Here is a 20,149-nt window from a genome sequence, read left to right on the forward strand (position 1 = left end):
TGAGAATTTTTGTTGCACGCAGATTCTAGGGATTTCAGCAGATTTTTTATTTACCATCTGCGTAAATCTGTAAAATCTGCGTGCCATTTTTTCAGTGGTTTTCTTGTAAATAGACCAAAAAACATTACTCGTACAAAAACGCTGTCAAAGGACTTGAAGCTATCGCACGATTTACTTTTTGCGCTAATTGCGCTTCGTAAGCTTTTCTGCCGGCAATAACCGCTTCTCTAAAAGCTTCTGCCATCAATATTGGATTTCCTGCCACAGCAATTGCTGTGTTTACCAAAACTGCATCAGCGCCAAGTTCCATTGCTTTTGCAGCATCAGATGGTGCGCCAATTCCGGCATCTATAATCACGGGAACGTTGCTCTGTTCGATTATTATTTCTAAAAAATCGATGGTTTTTAATCCTTTGTTACTGCCTATTGGAGAACCTAAAGGCATCACCGCTGAAGTTCCGGCGTCTTCCAAACGCTTGCACAAAACCGGATCTGCATGGATGTAAGGCAAAATAATAAACCCTAATTTGGCTAAAGCTTCCGTAGCTTTTAAGGTTTCAATTGCATCGGGCATTAAATATTTTGGATCAGGATGAATTTCCAGTTTAAGCCAATTGGTCTCCAACGCTTCTCGCGCTAATTGCGCCGAAAAAATGGCTTCCTTAGCATTTCTTGCTCCAGAAGTATTGGGTAACAAATTAATCAGCGGATGTTTAAGATGGGATAAAATGGGATCGGTTTTGGTTTCTAAATCGATACTTTTTAGAGCCACGGTTACTAACTCGGTTCCAGAGGCTAAAATGGCTTCTTCCATCTGCTGATTGGAACCGAATTTTCCTGTGCCTAAAAACAAGCGGGATTTAAAGGTTTTGTCTCCTATTTTAAATGGTAGCATATAATTTGACGTTAAGTTGAGTGATAAGTTGAGATAGATTTTCGCTTTGTGTAATCAAACCGGAAACGGCTATGCCGTGAATTCCAGTTTTCATTAGACTTTCTACATTTTCAAGTGTAATTCCTCCAATGGCATAAATGGGAATTTGGATGTTTTTTATTTTCGTTTGTTGGATTATTAATCGGTACCCTTCCAATCCTAAAATGGGGCTTAAATTTTGTTTGGTTGTCGTAAATTGAAACGGACCCAGACCAATATAATCACACTTTTCGGCTGTTCTTTGGAGCACATCTTCAAAAGTGTTTGCAGTTACCCCAATGATTTTTGTTTTTCCTAAGATGAGTCTTGCTTCTTTAGCGCTCATGTCACTCAAACCTAAATGAACTCCATCCGCATCCAATTGCTTTGCTAAATGGACGTTGTCATTGATGATAAAAGTGGCTAAGTATTCTTTGCATACTATTTTTACGGCTTCCGCCAAAGTGAAAACTTCAAGCGCGTTTTGATTTTTGAATCGCATTTGTATCCAGTCACAACCATTATCCAGTGCTTTGTGAATGTTGTGCAATTGTTCTTCGACTGTATTTCCTTGCGAAATGTATTGTAGCTTATTAAACATGATGGTATCCTAATTTGGTTTGATTAGATTGTAAATAGGTTTCTATATATTTTTTGGCATTGAAGCAAGCCGTTTTTAAATCTTGTCCTAAAGCTAAATTGGCTGTAATCGCTGATGATAATACACAGCCGGAGCCGTGTTTTTCGAAAACCAAAGTAGTATTTGGCGCGAGCCTGAAGATTTCCTTTCCAGTATATAAACAATCAACACCAATTACCAGAGGATTGTGACCCCCTTTTAGTAATACAGCACAATGTTTTGATACATCGTGAGCAATTAAATTCGGATTTTTTTCTGCTGTAGAAAACTGTAATATTTCATTGTAATTGGGTGTTATCAAATCTATTTGTTCTACTATTTCAATCAAAAGAGTTTGATTGTCTATCGTTATAAAACGGAATTCGGTTGTAGATTTTAAAACGGTGTCCCAAACAATCTTTGTTTTTGGCGAAAGCTTTTTTATAGCAAAAACAATATCTTTCAGGTAATTCAGTGAAGGAACAATTCCAATTTTTACTGCTTTGATACTGTAATTTTTAAACAGTTTATCCAGTGTTTTCAAAACATAAGCTTGGTCAGTCCATTCCATTTCGAAGAACTGATTTTCGGTTTGAATGGTATTGCCGGTATTGACAGCAAAACCATAAACGTGATGTTGCTCGAATGTTTTGATGTCTGCCAAAACCCCTGCGCCTCCAGACGGATCAAAGCCTGCAATTGTTAATACGAAAGACCTATTTTCTGACATAGTTTAAAATTTTCTATTGAATGATTACTGTTCCAAATGGTTCCTAAAAGGGCCACATCGTCAAAGCCATATTTTAATGCAGTTTTGATTTTATCATAAGTAATTCCTCCTAGTGCTACTAATGAAGTTTCGTTATTCTTTCTTTGTTCCAATTCCTTTACAAAGTCAATATTCGAAATGTACTTTGGTTTAGAAATACTTTCGAAAACAGGACCAAAAAAAGCATAGTCAAAAACAGTAGATAATTTTTCAAAATCAATCATTTGATGAATCGAAGTAGAGAGTGAAAATCCGTTTTTCTTCCAGATTTTTAAACTTTTCTCGGATGTTTCAATTCTTGCTTTTTCTGTAAAATGAATCCGATGTATTCCAGCTGCGGAAGCTAGTTGATGATGACTGTGCAAAACCAATTGCTGTCTGAATTCGGATTTTATTTCTGATAAAAAAACGTTCATTTCTGTTTCTGAAAAATCAGGTTTCCGAATATGAAGCAACTCCAGTCCATTCTCAAAAAGAGAATGAATGGTGTCGATTTCATTAGGTACAGGAAGGGGATTTGTGATTACGATCATGACTTTGCTCTATTCTCCTTTCTAGATCTTCTAATTTTTTATATGTAAATTTCTTTTCCGCTTTCCACAAATTCTTGTGATTTCTCTTTCATTCCTTTTTCGGTTTCGGCTACATCACGAATTTCCTGGGAGATTTTCATAGAACAAAATTTTGGTCCGCACATGGAACAAAAATGAGCTACTTTGGCGCCATCTGCCGGTAATGTTTCATCATGAAATTCACGAGCTGTATCTGGATCTAAGGATAAGTTGAATTGGTCTTCCCAACGGAATTCAAAACGAGCTTTGCTCAAAGCATTGTCACGGTATTGCGATCCGGGATGCCCTTTGGCCAAATCAGCGGCATGAGCCGAAATCTTATACGTGATTACGCCGTCTTTAACGTCTTTTTTGTTGGGTAAACCAAGGTGTTCTTTTGGAGTCACGTAACACAACATCGCACAACCGTACCAACCAATCATTGCCGCGCCAATGGCAGAAGTGATGTGGTCATAACCTGGAGCAATATCCGTTGTTAATGGTCCTAAAGTGTAAAACGGAGCTTCGTCACAATGTTCCAGTTGTTTATCCATGTTTTCTTTTATCATGTGCATTGGTACGTGACCAGGGCCTTCAATAAATACTTGAACATCGTGTTTCCAGGCTACTTTTGTCAGTTCACCAAGTGTTTCTAATTCGGCAAACTGAGCGGCATCATTCGCATCGGCAATAGAACCTGGGCGCAAACCGTCTCCTAATGAAAACGCTACATCATATTGTTTCATGATTTCGCAAATTTCCTCAAAATGGGTGTAAAGAAAGTTTTCCTGATGGTGAAACAAACACCATTTTGCCATAATAGAACCGCCACGGGAAACGATTCCGGTAACACGTTCCGCAGTCAAATGAATGTAACGCAATAGAACACCAGCATGGATTGTAAAATATGAAACACCTTGTTCTGCTTGTTCGATTAACGTATCTCGATAGACTTCCCAAGTCAGGTCTTCGGCCACGCCATTTACTTTTTCTAGTGCTTGGTAAATAGGTACGGTTCCTATTGGTACGGGGGAATTTCGGATAATCCATTCTCTGGTTTCGTGAATGTTTTTACCGGTTGATAAATCCATAATCGTGTCAGCTCCCCAGCGGCAAGCCCAAACTGCTTTTTCTACTTCTTCTTCGATAGTTGAGGTTACGGCACTGTTCCCAATGTTAGCATTAATTTTTACCAAGAAGTTGCGACCTACAATCATAGGCTCACTTTCGGGATGGTTGATGTTATTTGGAATAATGGCACGGCCTCTGGCTACTTCGCTGCGGACAAATTCAGGTGTGATTTTAGATTTTGGCGTATTGGCTCCTAAACTATTTCCATTGTGTTGGCATTGCATTGCCTTAGTTTGTTCATTTATCAACTCCAAGCGTTGGTTTTCACGAATGGCAATATATTCCATTTCGGGAGTAATAATTCCTTGTTTTGCGTAATACAATTGGGAAACGTTGGCTCCTTTTTTGGCACGCATGGGTTTGTGTAAATATCCAAAACGCAATTCGTTTAATTTTTCGTCATTCAAACGCTTTTTTCCATATTTGGAAGAGATTTCACTTAATTCTTCTACATCATTACGATCCAGAATCCACTGTTCCCGAATGCGTGGCAATCCTTTTCGAATGTCAATTTCGATATTTGGGTCGGTGAATGGGCCCGAGGTATCGTAAACGGTAACTGGAGGGTTTTTTTCTATTCTGCCGTTTGACATTTTAGTGTCAGCCAATGCAATTTCCCGCATCGCTACTTTTATGGGATGAAGGGTTCCGTCTACGTAAATTTTTGTAGAGTTTGGAAAAGGAGTTCTTGAAATTTTTTCTTCGGATTTCATTTATAGTGGTCTTAGGTTGTTTTTCTATTTTTCGCGCAGATTCGGCAGATTCGGCAGATTTTTTTGTTTTAGTTTTTAAAGCTTTTTAAGCTTTATTGATAAAATAATTTTCTAGTAGTCGGAGTTCTGCTAGGGATAGTAATGGAAAGCCCGTAAAGTTGAAAGCCAGATAAAACAAGGATTAGTGAAGCGACCGTAAGGAAGCTTTGACTAAGACTATGTTTTATAGGATTGCAAGTGCGGACTTGAAATGGATAGCCCGCCCGAGCAGCCAAACTATCCTCCTTGAGTTGCAGAGATGATTAGAATGTCGTCGGTTTCTTGAATGATGTGGGATTTCCAGTTGGATTTTGGAATAACGGTGTTGTTAATGGCTACGGCAATTCCATTTTGTTTAATGGGAATTTCCAAGTCGAGAAGTGCCTGAACAGTTAGACTGTCAGTTGCAAATTGTTTTGTTTGATTGTTGATTTTGAGTTCCATTCCTTTTGAATTTAGTATACAGTTATACTTTAGGAATGGCTATAGGAGTACATAAATGTACCAGGAAGTCATCTTACTTTTCCCTACGCTAGTATGAACTAGATCAGGTTCAGAGGGTAATTCTCAGCCTACAATGTTGTAGACACCCCTAAAGTGTTAAACAAATGTAGGATATTTTTTTAGATGTGATTCTTAAATTTTGAAAAAAAAAGAAACTTTTTAAACTTGTTTTGTTATTGATTTTTGAAAAATTACTGTTTTTTCCAACAATTGACTACATGATCATCGACCATTCCGGTTGCTTGCATGTGTGCATAAACTACCGTAGAACCGACGAATTTGAAGCCGCGTTTTTTCAAATCTTTGCTTATTTCATCAGAAAGTGGCGTGGCTGAAGGAACTTCTTGTAAAGATTGCCGGTTGTTTTGAATGGGTTTTCCTTCGGTGAATTCCCAAATGTATTTGGAAAAGCTGCCAAATTCTTGTTGGACTTTCATAAAGGCAATCGCATTGGAAACAGCTGCACGAATTTTTAATTGATTGCGAATTATTCCGGCATCTTGAAGTAATTCCTGGATTTTATCTTCGGTGTAAAGTGCGACTTTTTTATAGTCAAAATCATCAAAAGCTAATTGGAAGTTTTCTCTTTTTCTTAGGATTGTAATCCAACTTAGTCCAGCTTGGAACGTTTCCAAGATTAGAAATTCAAATAATTTTTGATCGTCATAAACGGGAACTCCCCATTCTTCATCATGGTATTTTTTATATAAATCACTTGAGGAGCACCAACCACACCGTATTTTTTCGGCCATAATTATTCTTTTTCAGAGGCTAAGTAATTTTTTATTAAATAGTGACCCACATAAATTAAAGGAGTCAAGAGAATGGCAATTCCGAGTTTGAATGTATAACCAGTCAATGCCGAAGTTATAAAAGTATCAAAGTTGATTTTTCCGGGTAGCCAAAAAGCGATTCCCAACACAATAAAAGAATCGAACAACTGAGAAATTATAGTGGAGCCTGTTGCTCTGAGCCAGATTTTGTTGTTTCCCGTACGGTTTTTGAAAAACCAAAAAACAGTCACATCTATTAATTGAGAAACCATGAAGGCAATAATGCTACCTACAATAATCCACATGCTTTGACCAAAAACTGCAAAAAATTGTTCATCATTTACCGGGCTTATTCCTTTTGCTGCAGGAATATTGATTGCAAAAAGTAAAACAAGGAAAGAATAGGAAATTAAACAGGCTGTGATTATGGACAGTTTTTTTACTCCTTTTTCACCAAAATATTCATTGATTAAATCAGTCGTCAGGAAAACGATAGGCCAAGGCAAAATACCTATACTCATTACAAACGGACCTATTTGTATCAATTTTCCACCAATTAGTTCTGCTGTAACGGCGTTAGTAATGAAGATTCCGGCCAGAATAACAAAGACAAGTTCTTTTTTTGTTTTGAACATAAATAAAATTTAAATTTCAAATTTAGTGTTTTAATTTTTTTTTAGAAGTGGTTTTAAGGAATAAAAAAATCCCATTCGATTTGAAGAATGGGATTTTGAATTTTTAAACAAAATATAAATAAATTTAAGATTCTGTAATAAATTTTGAGTAAATTATCCTAACGCAGCTCTTTTGAAACCGGTAACGATAAGATCTTTATCTAACGATTTAGCATAAGCAGCAACGCTCATTTTGTTGTCTTTGATATAATCTTGGTTTACTAGAGTATTGTCTTTGAAGAAACGAGCCAGTTTACCTTTAGCGATATTGTCTAACATTGCTTCTGGTTTTCCTTCTTGACGTAAGATATCTTTAGCAATTTCGATTTCTTTAGCGATAGTTTCAGCATCAACACCATTTTCGTCTAAAGCAATAGGAGACATAGCTGCAGCTTGCATAGCGATATTTCTTGCTACTTCATCAGCACCTTCTAATTTTGCTGATAAACTAACTAAAGTGGCGATTTTGTTTCCAGAGTGGATGTAAGATCCGATAAAAGCACCTTCTAATTTCTCGAAAGTTCTGATTTCTAATTTTTCACCAATAACTCCTGTTTGCTCGATTAATTTATCAGCAACAGTGATTCCGTTGAAATCAGCCGCTAAAAATTCTTCTTTGGTATTGAAGTTCAATGCTAAATTAGCCATTTCAGTAGCCATTTTTACAAAGTTTTCATTCATCCCCACGAAGTCAGTCTCACAGTTCAATGTGATAACAACTCCAGCAGTTTTATCAGCGTTTACAACAGCAATTGCAGCACCTTCAGTAGATTCTCTGTCAGAACGGTTTGCAGCTACTTTTTGTCCTTTTTTACGTAAGTTTTCGATTGCTAAATCAAAATCTCCTTCTGATTCAACCAAGGCTTTTTTGCAGTCCATCATACCTGCACCAGTGATTGTTCTTAATTTATTTACGTCTGCAGCAGTAATTGTTGCCATAATTTTTATATTTAAAGATTAAAAGATTGAAAAATTTAAGGATTTAATTACTAATTCTACAATCAATAATTTTTAATCTTTAAACCCTTCAATCTTTAAATTTATTTTATTTATTCTTCAGTTGCAGTCGGCGCAGCAGCTTCAGCAGCAGGAGCGGCTTCTACAGCAGGAGTAACTTCAGCAGTAGGAGCAACAACTTCAGCAGTAGCATCACCTTCCTTGTCAGAACCTCTATCAGAAAGTCCTTCAACAATTGCAGCTGTAACTAAAGTTAAAATTTTATCAATTGATTTAGAAGCATCATCGTTAGATGGGATTACAAATTCAACCTCTCTTGGGTCAGAATTGGTATCCACCATTGCGAAAACTGGAATGTTTAATTTTTGTGCTTCTTTTATTGCAATGTGTTCCGCTTTGATATCAACTACGAACAATGCAGCCGGTAGTCTAGACATGTCAGCGATTGAACCTAAGTTTTTCTCTAATTTAGCACGAAGACGATCTACTTGCAAACGCTCTTTTTTAGAAAGAGTCATGAATGTACCATCTTTCTTCATTTTATCAATAGTAGCCATTTTTTTAACAGCTTTACGGATAGTTACGAAGTTAGTTAGCATTCCACCAGGCCATCTTTCTGTGATGTAAGGCATGTTTGCAGCTTTTGCTTTTTCAGCAACAATGTCTTTTGCTTGTTTTTTGGTAGCAACGAATAATATTTTTCTACCTGATGCAGCGATTTTTTTCAAAGCTTCATTCGCTTCTTCAATTTTTGCTGCAGTTTTATATAGATTGATAATGTGAATACCATTACGCTCCATATAGATGTAAGGAGCCATGTTTGGATCCCATTTTCTAGTCATGTGTCCAAAGTGAACACCTGCTTCTAGTAAGTCTTTTACTTCTACTTTGTTTGCCATTTTGTTCTAGTTTACGTTCTGTTGATTAGCAATGAATAAATGGCGATTTCTCGGCTTTATACATTTAGATGCTAAACTATTTCCTACCTCAGTAGGAGAGCAACAACAACTGTTTTTTTTAAATTTTTATGCTAAATTTATTTCAGCATCTTTTCACTTTAGGCTGATAATAAAACCAGCGTATGAACTTGATAATCTGAAACAAGTTCAGATTGAATATTAACGTTTAGAGAATTGGAATCTCTTACGAGCTTTCTTCTGACCGAATTTCTTACGTTCAACCATTCTTGGATCTCTTGTCAATAAACCTTGTGGTTTCAAGATAGCTCTGTTTTCAGCATTTACTTCACACATAACACGTGCCAATGCCATTCTTACAGCTTCTGCTTGACCAGTTGAACCACCTCCGTAAACGTTCACTTTTACGTCAAAGTTGCTTACATTTTCTGTCATAGACATTGGTTGTAATACTTTGTACTGTAAAGTTGCAGTTGGGAAATAAGTTTCGAATGGTTTTTTGTTTACAACGATTACTCCTGTTCCTTCCGAAACATAAACACGTGCAACAGCGGTTTTTCTTCTACCGATTTTGTGAATAACTCCCATTACTTAAGATCGTTAAGGTTAACTGTTCTAGGTTTTTGAGCGCCTTGTTTGTGCTCTGATCCTACAACAACATTTAAATTTCTAAAAAGTTCAGCGCCAATTTTATTTTTTGGCAACATTCCTTTTATCGCTTTTTCTACTAGTAATGCAGGATTCTTCGCTTGCAATACTTTAGCAGTTAAAGTTCTTTGACCTCCAGGGTAACCAGTGTGACGGATGTATGTTTTTTCATCCATTTTGTTACCTGTAAGGTTAATTTTTTCTGAGTTGATAACGATTACGTTATCTCCGCAGTCCACGTGTGGTGTGTAACTTGGCTTGTACTTACCTCTCAAAATCATAGCGACTTTTGAAGCAAGACGACCTAAGTTGTGACCATCAGCATCTACAACAATCCACTCTTTTGTAACGGTGGCTTTGCTTGCTGATTGTGTCTTGTAGCTTAATGCGTCCATAATATATTTTTAATTAAACATTCCATCCCCAATAAAGGGGTTGCAAAAGTACAATTAATTATTTTAAATACAAACACCTGTAAAAGATAATTTTAACGAGGAATCCATAGATTATTATTTTATGAAAATAATGATAATAAATGTAATAATACGGTAATATATAGTGTGATACATAAAAAAACCATTCGAATTATAAATTCAAATGGTTTTAATCAGGAGCGCAATTGTTTTATACGATAAAAATATTTGCTATTGCTACCGCTTGAGCTGTAGTCAGTGGCTCGTCATAAGATTCTGAACCTGCATCTGCTCCAAATAGTGTAGCTGTATTGTATCCTGCTTGCAGTGTAACTTCTTCACCGTCATATACGGCTTGTGTTGCTGCGGGCATACCTGCACCTCTTTGATTTCCTGTAATCCATCCTTTTAATCCTCTTAATCTTCTTACTTCCGAGGCATGTCGGGCTTCAACAGAGTGAATCTGTAATGCAGCGGTTAACAAGTCGGGAGTTGAAATTAGATTTCCAGCCTGTCCTTTGTACGCTCTTACTCCTGTGTCTTCCAAGGCTTGCGCCAAGGCAAGAAATGTTGGATAGTCGTTAAAGGGTCTAAAAGCACCGCCAACTGTAAAGTCAAAAGTGGGTTTAGGTACAAAATTTGCACTTGCCGTACCGCCCAACCCTGCGATTAAAAAAGTTACATGACTAGTTTCGTGTTTGGAGATTTGTTCAAAAACTTTCCTATCACGACCTGAATTTTCAAGTAGAGGAATGACTCCGGAATCTAAACCCATCTGATAAAATTCTTTTTCAAGATATTCTAATGTCAAGGCCAATTGTAAAGCTCCAATTGGCGTACTCGGAGTTGGCGAAATATCAGCAGCATAGGCTGAAGTTGATGCTAATCCGAAAGGGATAGCTGCTAGTGCTAAATTTTTACCTAATTTACTGAATTGGCCCAAACTTTCTCTTCTGGAGCCTTTAGCTTGCATTACACTTTCATCTGCAAGAGACTCTATAAATTTTAATATGTTCATAATTTCTAAATTTAAAAGTTTAAGGTAAATACTGAGCAGTAAATTTTGTGGTAATAAATCCGGCAGCTATGGGAATTACTTGCGATGGATTACTTGCAACATCTAATCCCGTAGTTACATTTACAACATCATCGCCGGCAAAATCTTTTGAATTTGGATTAATTAAACTTCTAATAGCCGATGCGTGTCTTGCTTCAACAGAAACTATTTTCCCTGCTAATAAAAGGTAGTCGGGACTAGCTAATAATTTTCCAGCACCGTTGTAAGCAGCTACCCCTGTGTCTTCTAAAGCTTTGGCCGTAGCCAAGACTTGGGTGCGGTTGCTAAAATTCAAGGTTCCGTAGGTAAAAGACAAGTTGGGTAGCAATTGAGTTTTAGAGTCGGGTAAAGCACCGGTTAAGGCAGCCTTGAAAAATTCTCTGTGAATTACTTCATGACGATACAAATCGGTAAGAATTATTTGATCTTGCGCTGTGAAATTCGTCGTGAATCCTGAAGAGTTTACTACTTTAGTGTAAAAATCGGCTTCTAATTGTTCCAATGCATAAGCATAGGTTAAAACACCAAAATCTCCGCCTCCTAAATCAAAAACTCCATTTCGTGCTCCGGGAAACTGATTTACTGGTTTATTTTCATCATCGTCATTATTACAGCCCGCTAATAACAAACTGGTGCCCACAAGTGTGAGGCCACTAATTTTCAGGAAGCTCCTTCTGTTTGTGCAAGATGGTTTTACTTCTTGAATCGAAACTACATTTTTCATAATTTACTTTCTTTAAGGGTTATTAATAGTAATTACACGTTTAGTAGGTATAAACGAATTCTTAAGGTGTTCAGTTTTAGATTTTAGATTTTTTTAATAATACCACATAAAAAACTTAATTACGGTAATTTTTCGGGCAGATTAGGAGTAGTTTTTGGTTTAACTTATTGAATCAAAACTCTATTTTTTCATACTGTGAACATTTAAAAGGTTAGTAGTTGTATTCTTTCTGATTAATGATTTAATATGTATATTTGCGATTGATGAATTGTTATTACAAAGATAATGATAATAAGCCACGTCTTGTGTATTGATTTTCAATTAATTACAATGTAAAATTGATGTAATTATATTGATTATTATTATAGAATTGTTGAAATAGTTTGTATAATTACCATATCGTCTTCTCGTTTCCCTTTAATATTTTAAAATATATGAAAGCCAAAGCTACATTAAAACAAATAGCAAAAGAACTTAACGTTTCTGTCTCAACGGTTTCAAAAGCTCTTAATGATAGTCCGGAAATTAGTGAGGTAACCAAAGTGAAAATTAAAGAATACGCAAAACTAAAAAACTACAAACCCAATGTTATTGGTCTGAATCTTAAAAACAGAAAAACAAAAACCATTGGTGTCATCATACCAAATATTTTAAATTCTTTTTTTGCCAAAGTATTTAGCGGTATCGAAAAAGTAGCGGACGAAAAAGGATACAACGTTATTATGTGTATTTCCAATGAATCTTCAGAGAAAGAAGCGCATACACTGGAAATGCTGAGTAATGGAACTATTGATGGCTTTATTGTTTCAGTTTCTGAGGAAGCACAAAAAAATCAGGATTACGGTCATTTCTCGGCAATTATTAATGATGGAACTCCCATTGTTATGTTTGACCGGATTGCGGAAGGCGTTGATTGTGACAAAGTAATTGTAGATGATTTTGATTCCGCTTTAAATTCCACCCAACATTTAATTGATTTGGGCTGCAAAAATATCGCTTTGTTGTCTTCTATCGATAATTTAAGTGTTGGTAAGCTAAGAGCAGAAGGGTATTTGAAAGCTTTGGAAAAAAATAATATTGATGTGAATAGCGCCGTAATCCTAAGAACGGACTCTGAAGAAGATTTAAAAGAGAAAATCGAAAAAGTTTTTGAAAATAAAATTGATGGGATTTTTGCTTTGGAAGAAAATGATTCTGTTGCCGCTTTACGAATCGCGCTTAAAAAAGGATTTAAAGTTCCAGAACATATTTCAATCATTGGTTTTGCCGATGGAATTCTTGCTTCCCGTAGATTGTCTCCCAGTTTAACAACCGTCAGTCAGCACGGAATAGAAATAGGAGAAGTAGCTGCTAAATTGCTCATCGACAGATTAGAATCTAAAGAAGAGCATGTTCCTTATGAAACCGTTGTCATTAAAACAAAATTGAAAGAAAGAGAGTCAACAAGAAAATTGTAGCAACTCGTTTACTATAACTACAAAAAAATCTCTAATCGTTTCGGAATGATTAGAGATTTTTTTATGAGTTAATGAAAGATTATTTTAATGCGCTTCCAGCCAATCTTTTCCTGATCCTAAATCTACATCCAAAGGTACATCGAGTTTAAATGCATGTTCCATTTCATATTTTATCATCGGTTTGATTTTTTCGAGTTCCGAATTATGCACATCGAAAACAAGTTCATCATGAACCTGTAACAGCATTTTGCTTTTCCAGTTTTCGGAGGTTAGTTTTTGATGAATGTTAATCATTGCAATTTTGATGATATCAGCAGCACTTCCTTGTATCGGCGCGTTTACCGCGTTTCGTTCTGCACCGCCACGAACAATGGCATTTTGAGAATTGATATCTTTTAAATAACGGCGACGGCCAAGGATTGTTTGCACATAGCCGTTCTCTCTGGCAAATTCTATTTGTTCCTGAATATAGGATTTTAATCTTGGGTAGGTTTGGTAATACGCTTCAATCAGAGCCGCACTTTCACTTCTGGACAATGAAGTTTGATTGCTCAGTCCAAAAGCTGAAACTCCATATATAATTCCGAAATTTACCGTTTTGGCATGACTTCGCTGCTCACGAGTCACTTCTTCAAGCGGAACATTAAACACTTTAGAAGCAGTAGATTTGTGAATGTCTTCATGATTTTGGAATGCCTTTATCATGTTTTCTTCCCCGCTTAATGCGGCAATTACACGCAATTCTATTTGAGAATAATCCGCAGAAACCAACGTGTAATTTTCATCTCGGGCCACAAATGCTTTCCGTATTTGTCGACCACGTTCCGTACGAATCGGAATATTTTGTAAATTAGGATTATTGGAACTCAAACGACCGGTTGCGGCAACAGTTTGCATGTAATCGGTGTGAATGCGTCGAGAGATGCCATCTACTTGATTGGGCAGCGCATCAACATAGGTGTTTTGCAGTTTTACTAATTGTCGCCAGTCCTGAATGTCCTTTACAATTGGGTTTTCGGCGGCTAAATAACTTAAGATTTCCTCTCCTGTTGCGTATTGACCGGTTTTGGTTTTCTTTTGCTTTGCACCACCAATTTTCAATTTGTCAAATAAAACATCACCTAATTGTTTTGGGGAAGCGAGATTGAATTTTTCACCCGCAGTTTCAAATATGTTCGCTTCTAAAATTTTGATATCATCATCCAATGTTTTCGAAAGCGATTTAAGGAAATCCACATCTACACGAATTCCTTCTTTTTCCATATCAGCCAAGACTTTTACCAATGGAATTTCGATTTCCTCAAAAAGTTTTTTGGTACCGGTTTTGTCTAATTCCAAAGTGAATATCTCTTTGAGTTGCAAGGTTACATCGGCATCTTCAACAGCATATTCTTTGATTTCTTCCAGTTCAACATCGCGCATTGATTTCTGGTTTTTTCCTTTTTTTCCAATTAATGTTTCAATGGATTGAGGCGAATATTTCAAATATGTTTCCGATAAAATATCCATATTATGACGCATATCCGGATTAATAAGATAATGCGCAATCATGGTATCGAATAGCTTTCCTTTTACGGTAAGATTATAATTAGAAAGAATTTTTAAATCATATTTTAAATTTTGACCAATTTTCTCGATGCTTTCATTTTCGAAAAAAGGAATAAATTTCTCGATTAAAGTCTGTGCTTCCTCTTGATTTTCCGGAAACGGAACATAAAATCCTTTTCCTTTTTCGTAAGAGAATGATATTCCAACCAACTCTGCATGCAAAGGATCTAAACCCGTCGTTTCGGTATCAAAACATACTGAAGTTTGTTTTTGTAAATTTTGCAACAGCAATTTCAGTCCTAAATCCCCTAGGATTATCTGATACGAATGTTCTGTATTTGCTAATGAACTGTAATATTGATGACGTGTTTCTTCAGAAGAATCGTCATGAATGGTAGTTCCAAAAAGGTCGAACTGTTCTTCGTTTTTAGCTTGAGGTTTTTTATACAATTTGGTTTCATCAACTGGGTTGGTGCTGTCAGCGGCAGTTCCGCCTTTTTTAAATATAGCGTCAAATTGTTCCGCCATTCGTCTAAATTCTAATTCGTTGAATAGTGCATCCGTTTTCTCGACATCAGGAGTGGATAATTCATAATCTGTTTCGTCAAAAATAACTGGACAATCCAGAAGAATAGTTGCTAAAGTTTTGGACAATAATCCTTTTTCCTTGTTGGCTTCAATGTTCTCTTTCATTTTTCCTTTCAGCTTGTCTGTGTTGGCCAGAAGGTTTTCCATGGTTCCAAATTCCTTTAAAAGTTTCTTAGCCGTTACTTCTCCCACGCCGGGCAGTCCCGGAATGTTATCGGCAGCATCGCCCATCATTCCAAGAAAGTCAATTACTTGATCTGGTCGTTCGATTTCAAATTTTGCCAAAACCTCAGGAATTCCCCAAATTTCTATTCCATTTCCCATTCGGGCGGGTTTATACATAAATATATTTTCGGAAACAAGCTGTGCGAAATCCTTATCTGGGGTAACCATAAAGACTTTGTAGTTTTCTTTTTCCGCTTGTTTTGCAATAGTCCCAATTAAATCATCAGCTTCATATCCTTTTACTTCAATAATAGGAATGTGCATGGCTTTCAATAGTTCTTGTATGTATGGAATGGCAATTTTTATGGCTTCAGGAGTGGCATCTCGATGGGCTTTATATTCAGGAAATATGTCATTTCGCAATTGGCTTCCGCCATTATCAAATGCAACGGCTAAATGGTCTGGTTTTTCTCTTTTTATAACATCCATCAAGGAATTCATGAATCCCATAATGGCCGATGTATCGAGTCCTTTTGAGTTGATTCTTGGGTTTTTTATGAAGGCATAATAACCTCTAAAGATTAAGGCATAAGCATCTAGAAGAAAAAGTCGTTTCTGTTGTGACATGAATTGTGATTTTGTAAAGTTTTCAAAAGTACGAAACTTGGTAGATAAAGGAGTAAAGGAGCGAATTATTTCTTCTAAGATGCGCCATAAAATCCAATTTTGAAAAGAATAAATTTAAGGTATAATCCAAATTTTATCATTTTGTTTGGAATAAATATTTTACCAGCTTTGACATATAAGAAAATAATTACAAAAAGTAAAATGGATATTTTTAACACTTTTAAAATGTAAGATTATAAGTATAGTAAATTTAAAAAAGTGCGTTTAATCGATTAAATTAGTATTTAATCGATGTAAAGTATATTTTTGAGCAACAGTTTAAAAAGCTCAATTATAGTCTTGAAGTTTAATAATTTAACTTATTTGTTATGAAAAAACATTACTTTACTAAAAAGGTATTACTAGCCTGTTTGTTATTTTTTATGACAATAACAACAAATGTATTTGCTCAAGTAGGTATTGGAACTATTACTCCGAACGCAAGTTCTGTGTTAGATGTGTCCTCTACAACTCAAGGAATGTTGACACCCAGAATGACAACGGCACAACGTGTTGCCATTGTATCTCCAGCTGACGGTTTAATGGTGTACGACACGGATTTAAAATCTTTTTATCATTTCAATTCCTCTATAACGTCTTGGAATGTTATTAATAGCGGTACTAACGGTAGATTAAAATTTAAAAGAATTAAATCTACGGACGTTTTAGCGACGGTTTTGGCGGCGGAGAAAGCAGCAGGTGCTAATAATAAATATCTTTTGGATGCGACAACTTTGTATGAAATTAACGGTACCATTATAGTAGATTTGCCGATAGAATTGAATAATGCTTATGTTATTGGTTTAGATTCTGGAGAGGATAAGTTGGTTAAACTTAGTGGAGATCTTTTTATGGGAACAACAGGTGGGTCAATTAGGGGATTAGCGTTAGTGGCATCAGGTGCGGGGGGTAATGTTTTTAATATTACTGGTGACGGAACTTCAAATTTAATTTTAAGAGATGGTATCATTGCCAATTCAGCTAATGTAGGTCTTATCAAAGGTTTTTCACTAGTATTTGTGAGTATTATACAATATGTAGGTAATGCAAATGGAATTATTTATCAAGATATTAAAAAGTTGTTGATTAACAATGCAGGTTGGTTCGGAGGTGCTTTACCTCTCGGAAATTCTGGGACTTATGAAAAGATTGTTGGTACATTTGGACAAGTGGCCAAGCAAGGAGGATTTAGTGAGGTTTCTGGTTCAAGCATTGGCTTTGATGTGTCTTCCAATCCAACAATAACAGGAGATGCTGTCATGGAGACCGTTGTGTTTACAGGAGATTATCCAGCAGGATATGTAAATCCATATACACCTAGGGTTTATGCAGGTTATAATTTTAATAATAAATGGAATGTTCGCTGCGCAGGAATTCCTACCGAAACGGATTTATCCGCTGTGGGTAATATTAATTTCAATTATACTGTAGCAGCTCCATCTCCAACAGTATTAACGGGTACTACCGCTCAAAAAGTGGATGGTGCAACTACATCTGAAGATCTTTTTAGATTTGCTAAAGATGGTAATAATAAGATAACGTATTTAGGTAGTAAAAAACGTTTTTTTAGAGTAGGAGGTTCTATTTCTTTTCAAACCACTGCCAACAATACTACATTTGTATTTTATATCGCAAAGAATGGTATCCTTATTGACAAATCAAAAGTGTTTGTACGATCTAGTGTTGCCGATGATGTTATTTCATTATCAATCCAAACATTAGTTGAATTAACAACTAATAATTTTGTTGAATTATGGGTAGCTCGTGAAGATGGAACAGGAAACGTAAAAATTGCTTCCGTTAATTTATCTGCCAATTAATTTGGTAAAAAGTAGTAGAATACTTTACACATTGCTTTAATGTCTCCTTTAAACAAAAGATATAGGCTGCAGAAAAACAAAAGCTTTGGTAAAAAATTCCAAAGATTTTATTTTTAAATTTAGCTGCTATTGGTACGTTAAAATTATTATAATATTAATTAAGCTATTTTCATAAGTCGTTACTTTGTGTAAAATTTGATTAAAATGATCTTTCGTATCGTATTCTTGTGTCTCATCCTTCTTATTATTGAGCTATATACTTTTCAGGTATTAAAAACTTTAATAAAATCAAAGCCAGTATTATTTTCAATTCAGCTTATAAGCCTACTGGTTTTAGTATATATTGTTTATTCTTTGATGCAATTTGATCGAAATTCAGGGCAAACTAGGCAATTGATGGGTGTTGTAGGTTTACTGCTTATTGTTTATGTTCCCAAATTGATTTTGACTCTTGTCCTAATGAGCGAAGATATTTTTAGATTGGGAGCAGGAAGCGTAAATTATTTTGTCGATTATGACAAGAGCACGGATTTCCTCAACTCCAGACGAAAGTTCGTCAGTCAAATAGGATTAGGGTTAGCGGCAGTTCCTTTTTTATCTTTAATTTATGGTGTGACCATTGGAAAATACAATTATAAAGTAATTAAACAACGTATTTTTTTCCCGGATTTGCCAGAAGCTTTTGATGGGTTTAAGATTACTCAAATATCGGATGTTCACAGCGGAAGTTTTGATAACCCGGAAAAAATTAATTACGCTATTGATTTAGTTAATGAACAAAATTCAGATTTGATTTTGTTTACGGGTGATATCGTAAATACGGATGCCAAGGAAATGCATCCTTGGATAGAAACATTCAATAGAATTAAAAAACACGAATACGGTAAATATTCCGTGTTGGGGAATCACGATTACGGCGAATATGTAACATGGCCAACAGAGGCTGCCAAAGAAGAGAATTTTAGGGCTATAAAAAGTCTGTATGGGGAAATTGGTTTCAATTTGTTGCTGAATGAACATACCTTTATTGAAAAAGAAGGAGCTAAAATAGCGTTGGTTGGTGTTGAAAACTGGGGTCATAATTTCAAGCAGGCAGGAGATTTAACAAAAGCTGCGGGACCGTTAAAGAAAGAAGATTTTAAGATTTTGATGAGTCACGATCCTTCACATTGGGAGCATGTCGTGCAACATGATGAGAAACATTATCACCTTACGCTTTCTGGTCATACACACGGAATGCAATTTGGTATCGAAATTCCGGGTTATTTCAAATGGAGCCTGGCTCAATATGTTTACAAGCAATGGGCTGGTTTATATGAAAACCTTGGACGATACGTTTACGTTAATAGAGGATTTGGTTTTCACGCATATCCAGGTAGAGTAGGTATTATGCCGGAAATAACAGTCATTGAACTAAAAAAAGGCGTTAATGTGGCATAATTCGTTTAAAATGCTACATTTGTAAAATAAATATCTCTTTTTAGTGAATTTTAAAAATTAAATTTTTGGTTTTATGTCAAAATTTGGAGAACTTATAAATACTCAAGTGCCTGTATTAATTGATTTTTATACAGAGTGGAACGAATCTTCAGTTTCAATGCATCCTGTTATCAGAGATGTAGCAGCAGCTCTTGGCGATAAAGCAAAAGTGATAAAAATTGATGTAGATAAAAATCAAGAGTTAGCAGATGCTTTGCGCATCAAAGGTTTGCCAACACTGATGATTTACAAACAAGGTCAAATGATCTGGAGACAATCTGGCGAATTAGATGCCAATACGCTTATTGGAATCGTTCAGGAACAATTCTAAAATTGTTTATGTCGCAAAACATCACAATTAAAATTATTTTCTTTTAAAAAAGCCAGTGTTTTTGGTAAAACATATTCAAGATTTTTGAAGGCTTTAATACTATCGTGAAACACAATAATACTTCCGGGTTTTACTTTTGACAGCACATTATTTAAACATTGTTCTTTAGATAGTGTTGTATCAAAATCTGCGCTAAGTACATCCCACATAATTATTTCATAGCCCAATTTTTCTATTGCTCTAGCTTGAGCGGTTTTTAATTTGCCGTAAGGCGGACGGAATAATTTAGATTTTGAATTGTAATCTGTAGTTTTTTCGATTACTTCTTCGCACAATTTTATGTTTTTAATGTAAGCTTCAGTCGGCGTTTTCCATCCGTTTAAATGATTGAAAGTGTGATTACCTATGGCATGACCTTCGCGGATTACTTTTTTGAATATTTCGGGATGCTTCTCAATATTTTCTCCAATACAAAAAAAAGTAGCTTTCAAGTCGTATTTTTTTAATTCTTCCAAAACCCATGTTGTAATTTCTGGAATAGGTCCGTCATCGAAAGTGAGATATACGGTATTTCCTGAATTGGAAACATCCCAAGTATAATTAGAAAATATTTTTTTTATGATCCAATTTGTCTTGACCCAGTAAAATTTCATTTTTTAGTTTTAAGATTAAAAAAAAATAGCGACATTTTTC

Annotated in this window: 20 protein-coding genes and 1 riboswitch; of the genes, 4 read left to right on the top strand and 16 right to left on the bottom strand. The window is 35.6% G+C overall.

Annotation, left to right across the window (positions count from 1 at the left end):
• Positions 1 to 124: 124 nt before the first annotated feature.
• The 14 genes from ACP7AV_RS03775 to ACP7AV_RS03840 form a co-directional block, all read right to left on the bottom strand.
• A complete protein-coding gene (locus ACP7AV_RS03775; protein WP_426090826.1) occupies positions 125 to 895 on the bottom strand; it encodes a thiazole synthase in 771 nt (256 codons plus the stop codon).
• Complete coding sequence (locus ACP7AV_RS03780) at positions 882 to 1,514, bottom strand: thiamine phosphate synthase (RefSeq protein WP_426090827.1); 633 nt, start codon at positions 1,512 to 1,514, stop codon at positions 882 to 884. The genes ACP7AV_RS03775 and ACP7AV_RS03780 overlap by 14 nt, the downstream gene beginning before the upstream one ends.
• Complete coding sequence (locus ACP7AV_RS03785) at positions 1,507 to 2,262, bottom strand: hydroxymethylpyrimidine/phosphomethylpyrimidine kinase (protein WP_426090828.1); 756 nt, start codon at positions 2,260 to 2,262, stop codon at positions 1,507 to 1,509. The genes ACP7AV_RS03780 and ACP7AV_RS03785 overlap by 8 nt, the downstream gene beginning before the upstream one ends.
• Positions 2,235 to 2,834 carry a thiamine phosphate synthase gene (locus ACP7AV_RS03790; protein WP_426090829.1) on the bottom strand — a complete coding sequence of 200 codons (600 nt, stop codon included), beginning with the start codon at positions 2,832 to 2,834 and terminating at the stop codon, positions 2,235 to 2,237. The genes ACP7AV_RS03785 and ACP7AV_RS03790 overlap by 28 nt, the downstream gene beginning before the upstream one ends.
• A 38-nt stretch (positions 2,835 to 2,872) precedes the next feature.
• A complete protein-coding gene (gene thiC / locus ACP7AV_RS03795) occupies positions 2,873 to 4,696 on the bottom strand; it encodes a phosphomethylpyrimidine synthase ThiC (RefSeq protein ID WP_426090830.1) in 1,824 nt (607 codons plus the stop codon).
• Positions 4,697 to 4,972: 276 nt separating this feature from the next.
• On the bottom strand, positions 4,973 to 5,179 hold the full coding sequence (gene thiS, locus ACP7AV_RS03800; RefSeq protein ID WP_426090832.1) for a sulfur carrier protein ThiS: 207 nt from the start codon (positions 5,177 to 5,179) through the stop codon (positions 4,973 to 4,975).
• A gap of 63 nt (positions 5,180 to 5,242) precedes the next feature.
• A riboswitch (TPP riboswitch) is annotated at positions 5,243 to 5,339 on the bottom strand.
• Positions 5,340 to 5,430: 91 nt separating this feature from the next.
• Positions 5,431 to 5,991 carry a DNA-3-methyladenine glycosylase I gene (locus ACP7AV_RS03805; RefSeq protein WP_426090833.1) on the bottom strand — a complete coding sequence of 187 codons (561 nt, stop codon included), beginning with the start codon at positions 5,989 to 5,991 and terminating at the stop codon, positions 5,431 to 5,433.
• Positions 5,992 to 5,993: 2 nt separating this feature from the next.
• The gene (locus tag ACP7AV_RS03810; RefSeq protein ID WP_426090834.1) at positions 5,994 to 6,647 is read right to left on the bottom strand and encodes a queuosine precursor transporter; all 654 of its coding nucleotides are present in this window, start codon (positions 6,645 to 6,647) and stop codon (positions 5,994 to 5,996) included.
• A 153-nt stretch (positions 6,648 to 6,800) separates the two neighbouring features.
• On the bottom strand, positions 6,801 to 7,625 hold the full coding sequence (gene tsf / locus ACP7AV_RS03815) for a translation elongation factor Ts (protein ID WP_426062922.1): 825 nt from the start codon (positions 7,623 to 7,625) through the stop codon (positions 6,801 to 6,803).
• 110 nt (positions 7,626 to 7,735) lie between these two features.
• Positions 7,736 to 8,542, bottom strand: a complete 807-nt coding sequence (gene rpsB, locus ACP7AV_RS03820) for a 30S ribosomal protein S2 (protein WP_426062923.1) — start codon at positions 8,540 to 8,542, stop codon at positions 7,736 to 7,738.
• A 219-nt stretch (positions 8,543 to 8,761) separates the two neighbouring features.
• Positions 8,762 to 9,148 carry a 30S ribosomal protein S9 gene (gene rpsI, locus ACP7AV_RS03825; RefSeq protein WP_091202987.1) on the bottom strand — a complete coding sequence of 129 codons (387 nt, stop codon included), beginning with the start codon at positions 9,146 to 9,148 and terminating at the stop codon, positions 8,762 to 8,764.
• A complete protein-coding gene (gene rplM, locus ACP7AV_RS03830) occupies positions 9,148 to 9,603 on the bottom strand; it encodes a 50S ribosomal protein L13 (protein WP_091202984.1) in 456 nt (151 codons plus the stop codon). Before rplM ends, rpsI begins: the two co-directional genes overlap by 1 nt.
• Positions 9,604 to 9,832: 229 nt before the next feature.
• Positions 9,833 to 10,639, bottom strand: a complete 807-nt coding sequence (locus tag ACP7AV_RS03835) for a ferritin-like domain-containing protein (RefSeq protein ID WP_426062924.1) — start codon at positions 10,637 to 10,639, stop codon at positions 9,833 to 9,835.
• Positions 10,640 to 10,658: 19 nt separating this feature from the next.
• Positions 10,659 to 11,402: a ferritin-like domain-containing protein gene (locus ACP7AV_RS03840; protein ID WP_426062925.1), complete on the bottom strand. Its 744-nt coding sequence runs from the start codon at positions 11,400 to 11,402 to the stop codon at positions 10,659 to 10,661.
• A 434-nt stretch (positions 11,403 to 11,836) separates the two neighbouring features.
• Here ACP7AV_RS03840 and ACP7AV_RS03845 point away from each other — a divergent pair, with 434 nt between their 5' ends.
• Entirely contained in the window at positions 11,837 to 12,859 is a 1,023-nt protein-coding gene (locus ACP7AV_RS03845; RefSeq protein WP_426090835.1) for a LacI family DNA-binding transcriptional regulator, read from the top strand.
• An 84-nt stretch (positions 12,860 to 12,943) separates the two neighbouring features.
• Here the strand turns inward: ACP7AV_RS03845 and polA are convergent, their stop codons facing one another.
• On the bottom strand, positions 12,944 to 15,787 hold the full coding sequence (polA, locus tag ACP7AV_RS03850) for a DNA polymerase I (protein WP_426090836.1): 2,844 nt from the start codon (positions 15,785 to 15,787) through the stop codon (positions 12,944 to 12,946).
• Positions 15,788 to 16,155: 368 nt separating this feature from the next.
• Between polA and ACP7AV_RS03855 the strand changes: the two genes are divergently transcribed.
• From ACP7AV_RS03855 to ACP7AV_RS03865, 3 genes are all read left to right on the top strand, one after another.
• A complete protein-coding gene (locus ACP7AV_RS03855; RefSeq protein WP_426090837.1) occupies positions 16,156 to 17,646 on the top strand; it encodes a hypothetical protein in 1,491 nt (496 codons plus the stop codon).
• A 204-nt stretch (positions 17,647 to 17,850) separates the two neighbouring features.
• On the top strand, positions 17,851 to 19,086 hold the full coding sequence (locus ACP7AV_RS03860; protein ID WP_426090838.1) for a metallophosphoesterase: 1,236 nt from the start codon (positions 17,851 to 17,853) through the stop codon (positions 19,084 to 19,086).
• A 73-nt stretch (positions 19,087 to 19,159) separates the two neighbouring features.
• Positions 19,160 to 19,456, top strand: a complete 297-nt coding sequence (locus ACP7AV_RS03865) for a thioredoxin family protein (RefSeq protein WP_114754879.1) — start codon at positions 19,160 to 19,162, stop codon at positions 19,454 to 19,456.
• On the opposite strand, the gene ACP7AV_RS03870 is transcribed toward ACP7AV_RS03865, so the two are convergent.
• On the bottom strand, positions 19,453 to 20,109 hold the full coding sequence (locus ACP7AV_RS03870) for a polysaccharide deacetylase family protein (protein ID WP_426090839.1): 657 nt from the start codon (positions 20,107 to 20,109) through the stop codon (positions 19,453 to 19,455). The two genes, ACP7AV_RS03865 and ACP7AV_RS03870, sit on opposite strands and share 4 nt — an antisense overlap.
• Between the last annotated feature and the right edge of the window lie 40 nt (positions 20,110 to 20,149).

The organism is Flavobacterium sp. DSR3-2, from assembly GCF_049896525.1.
Classification (GTDB): domain Bacteria; phylum Bacteroidota; class Bacteroidia; order Flavobacteriales; family Flavobacteriaceae; genus Flavobacterium.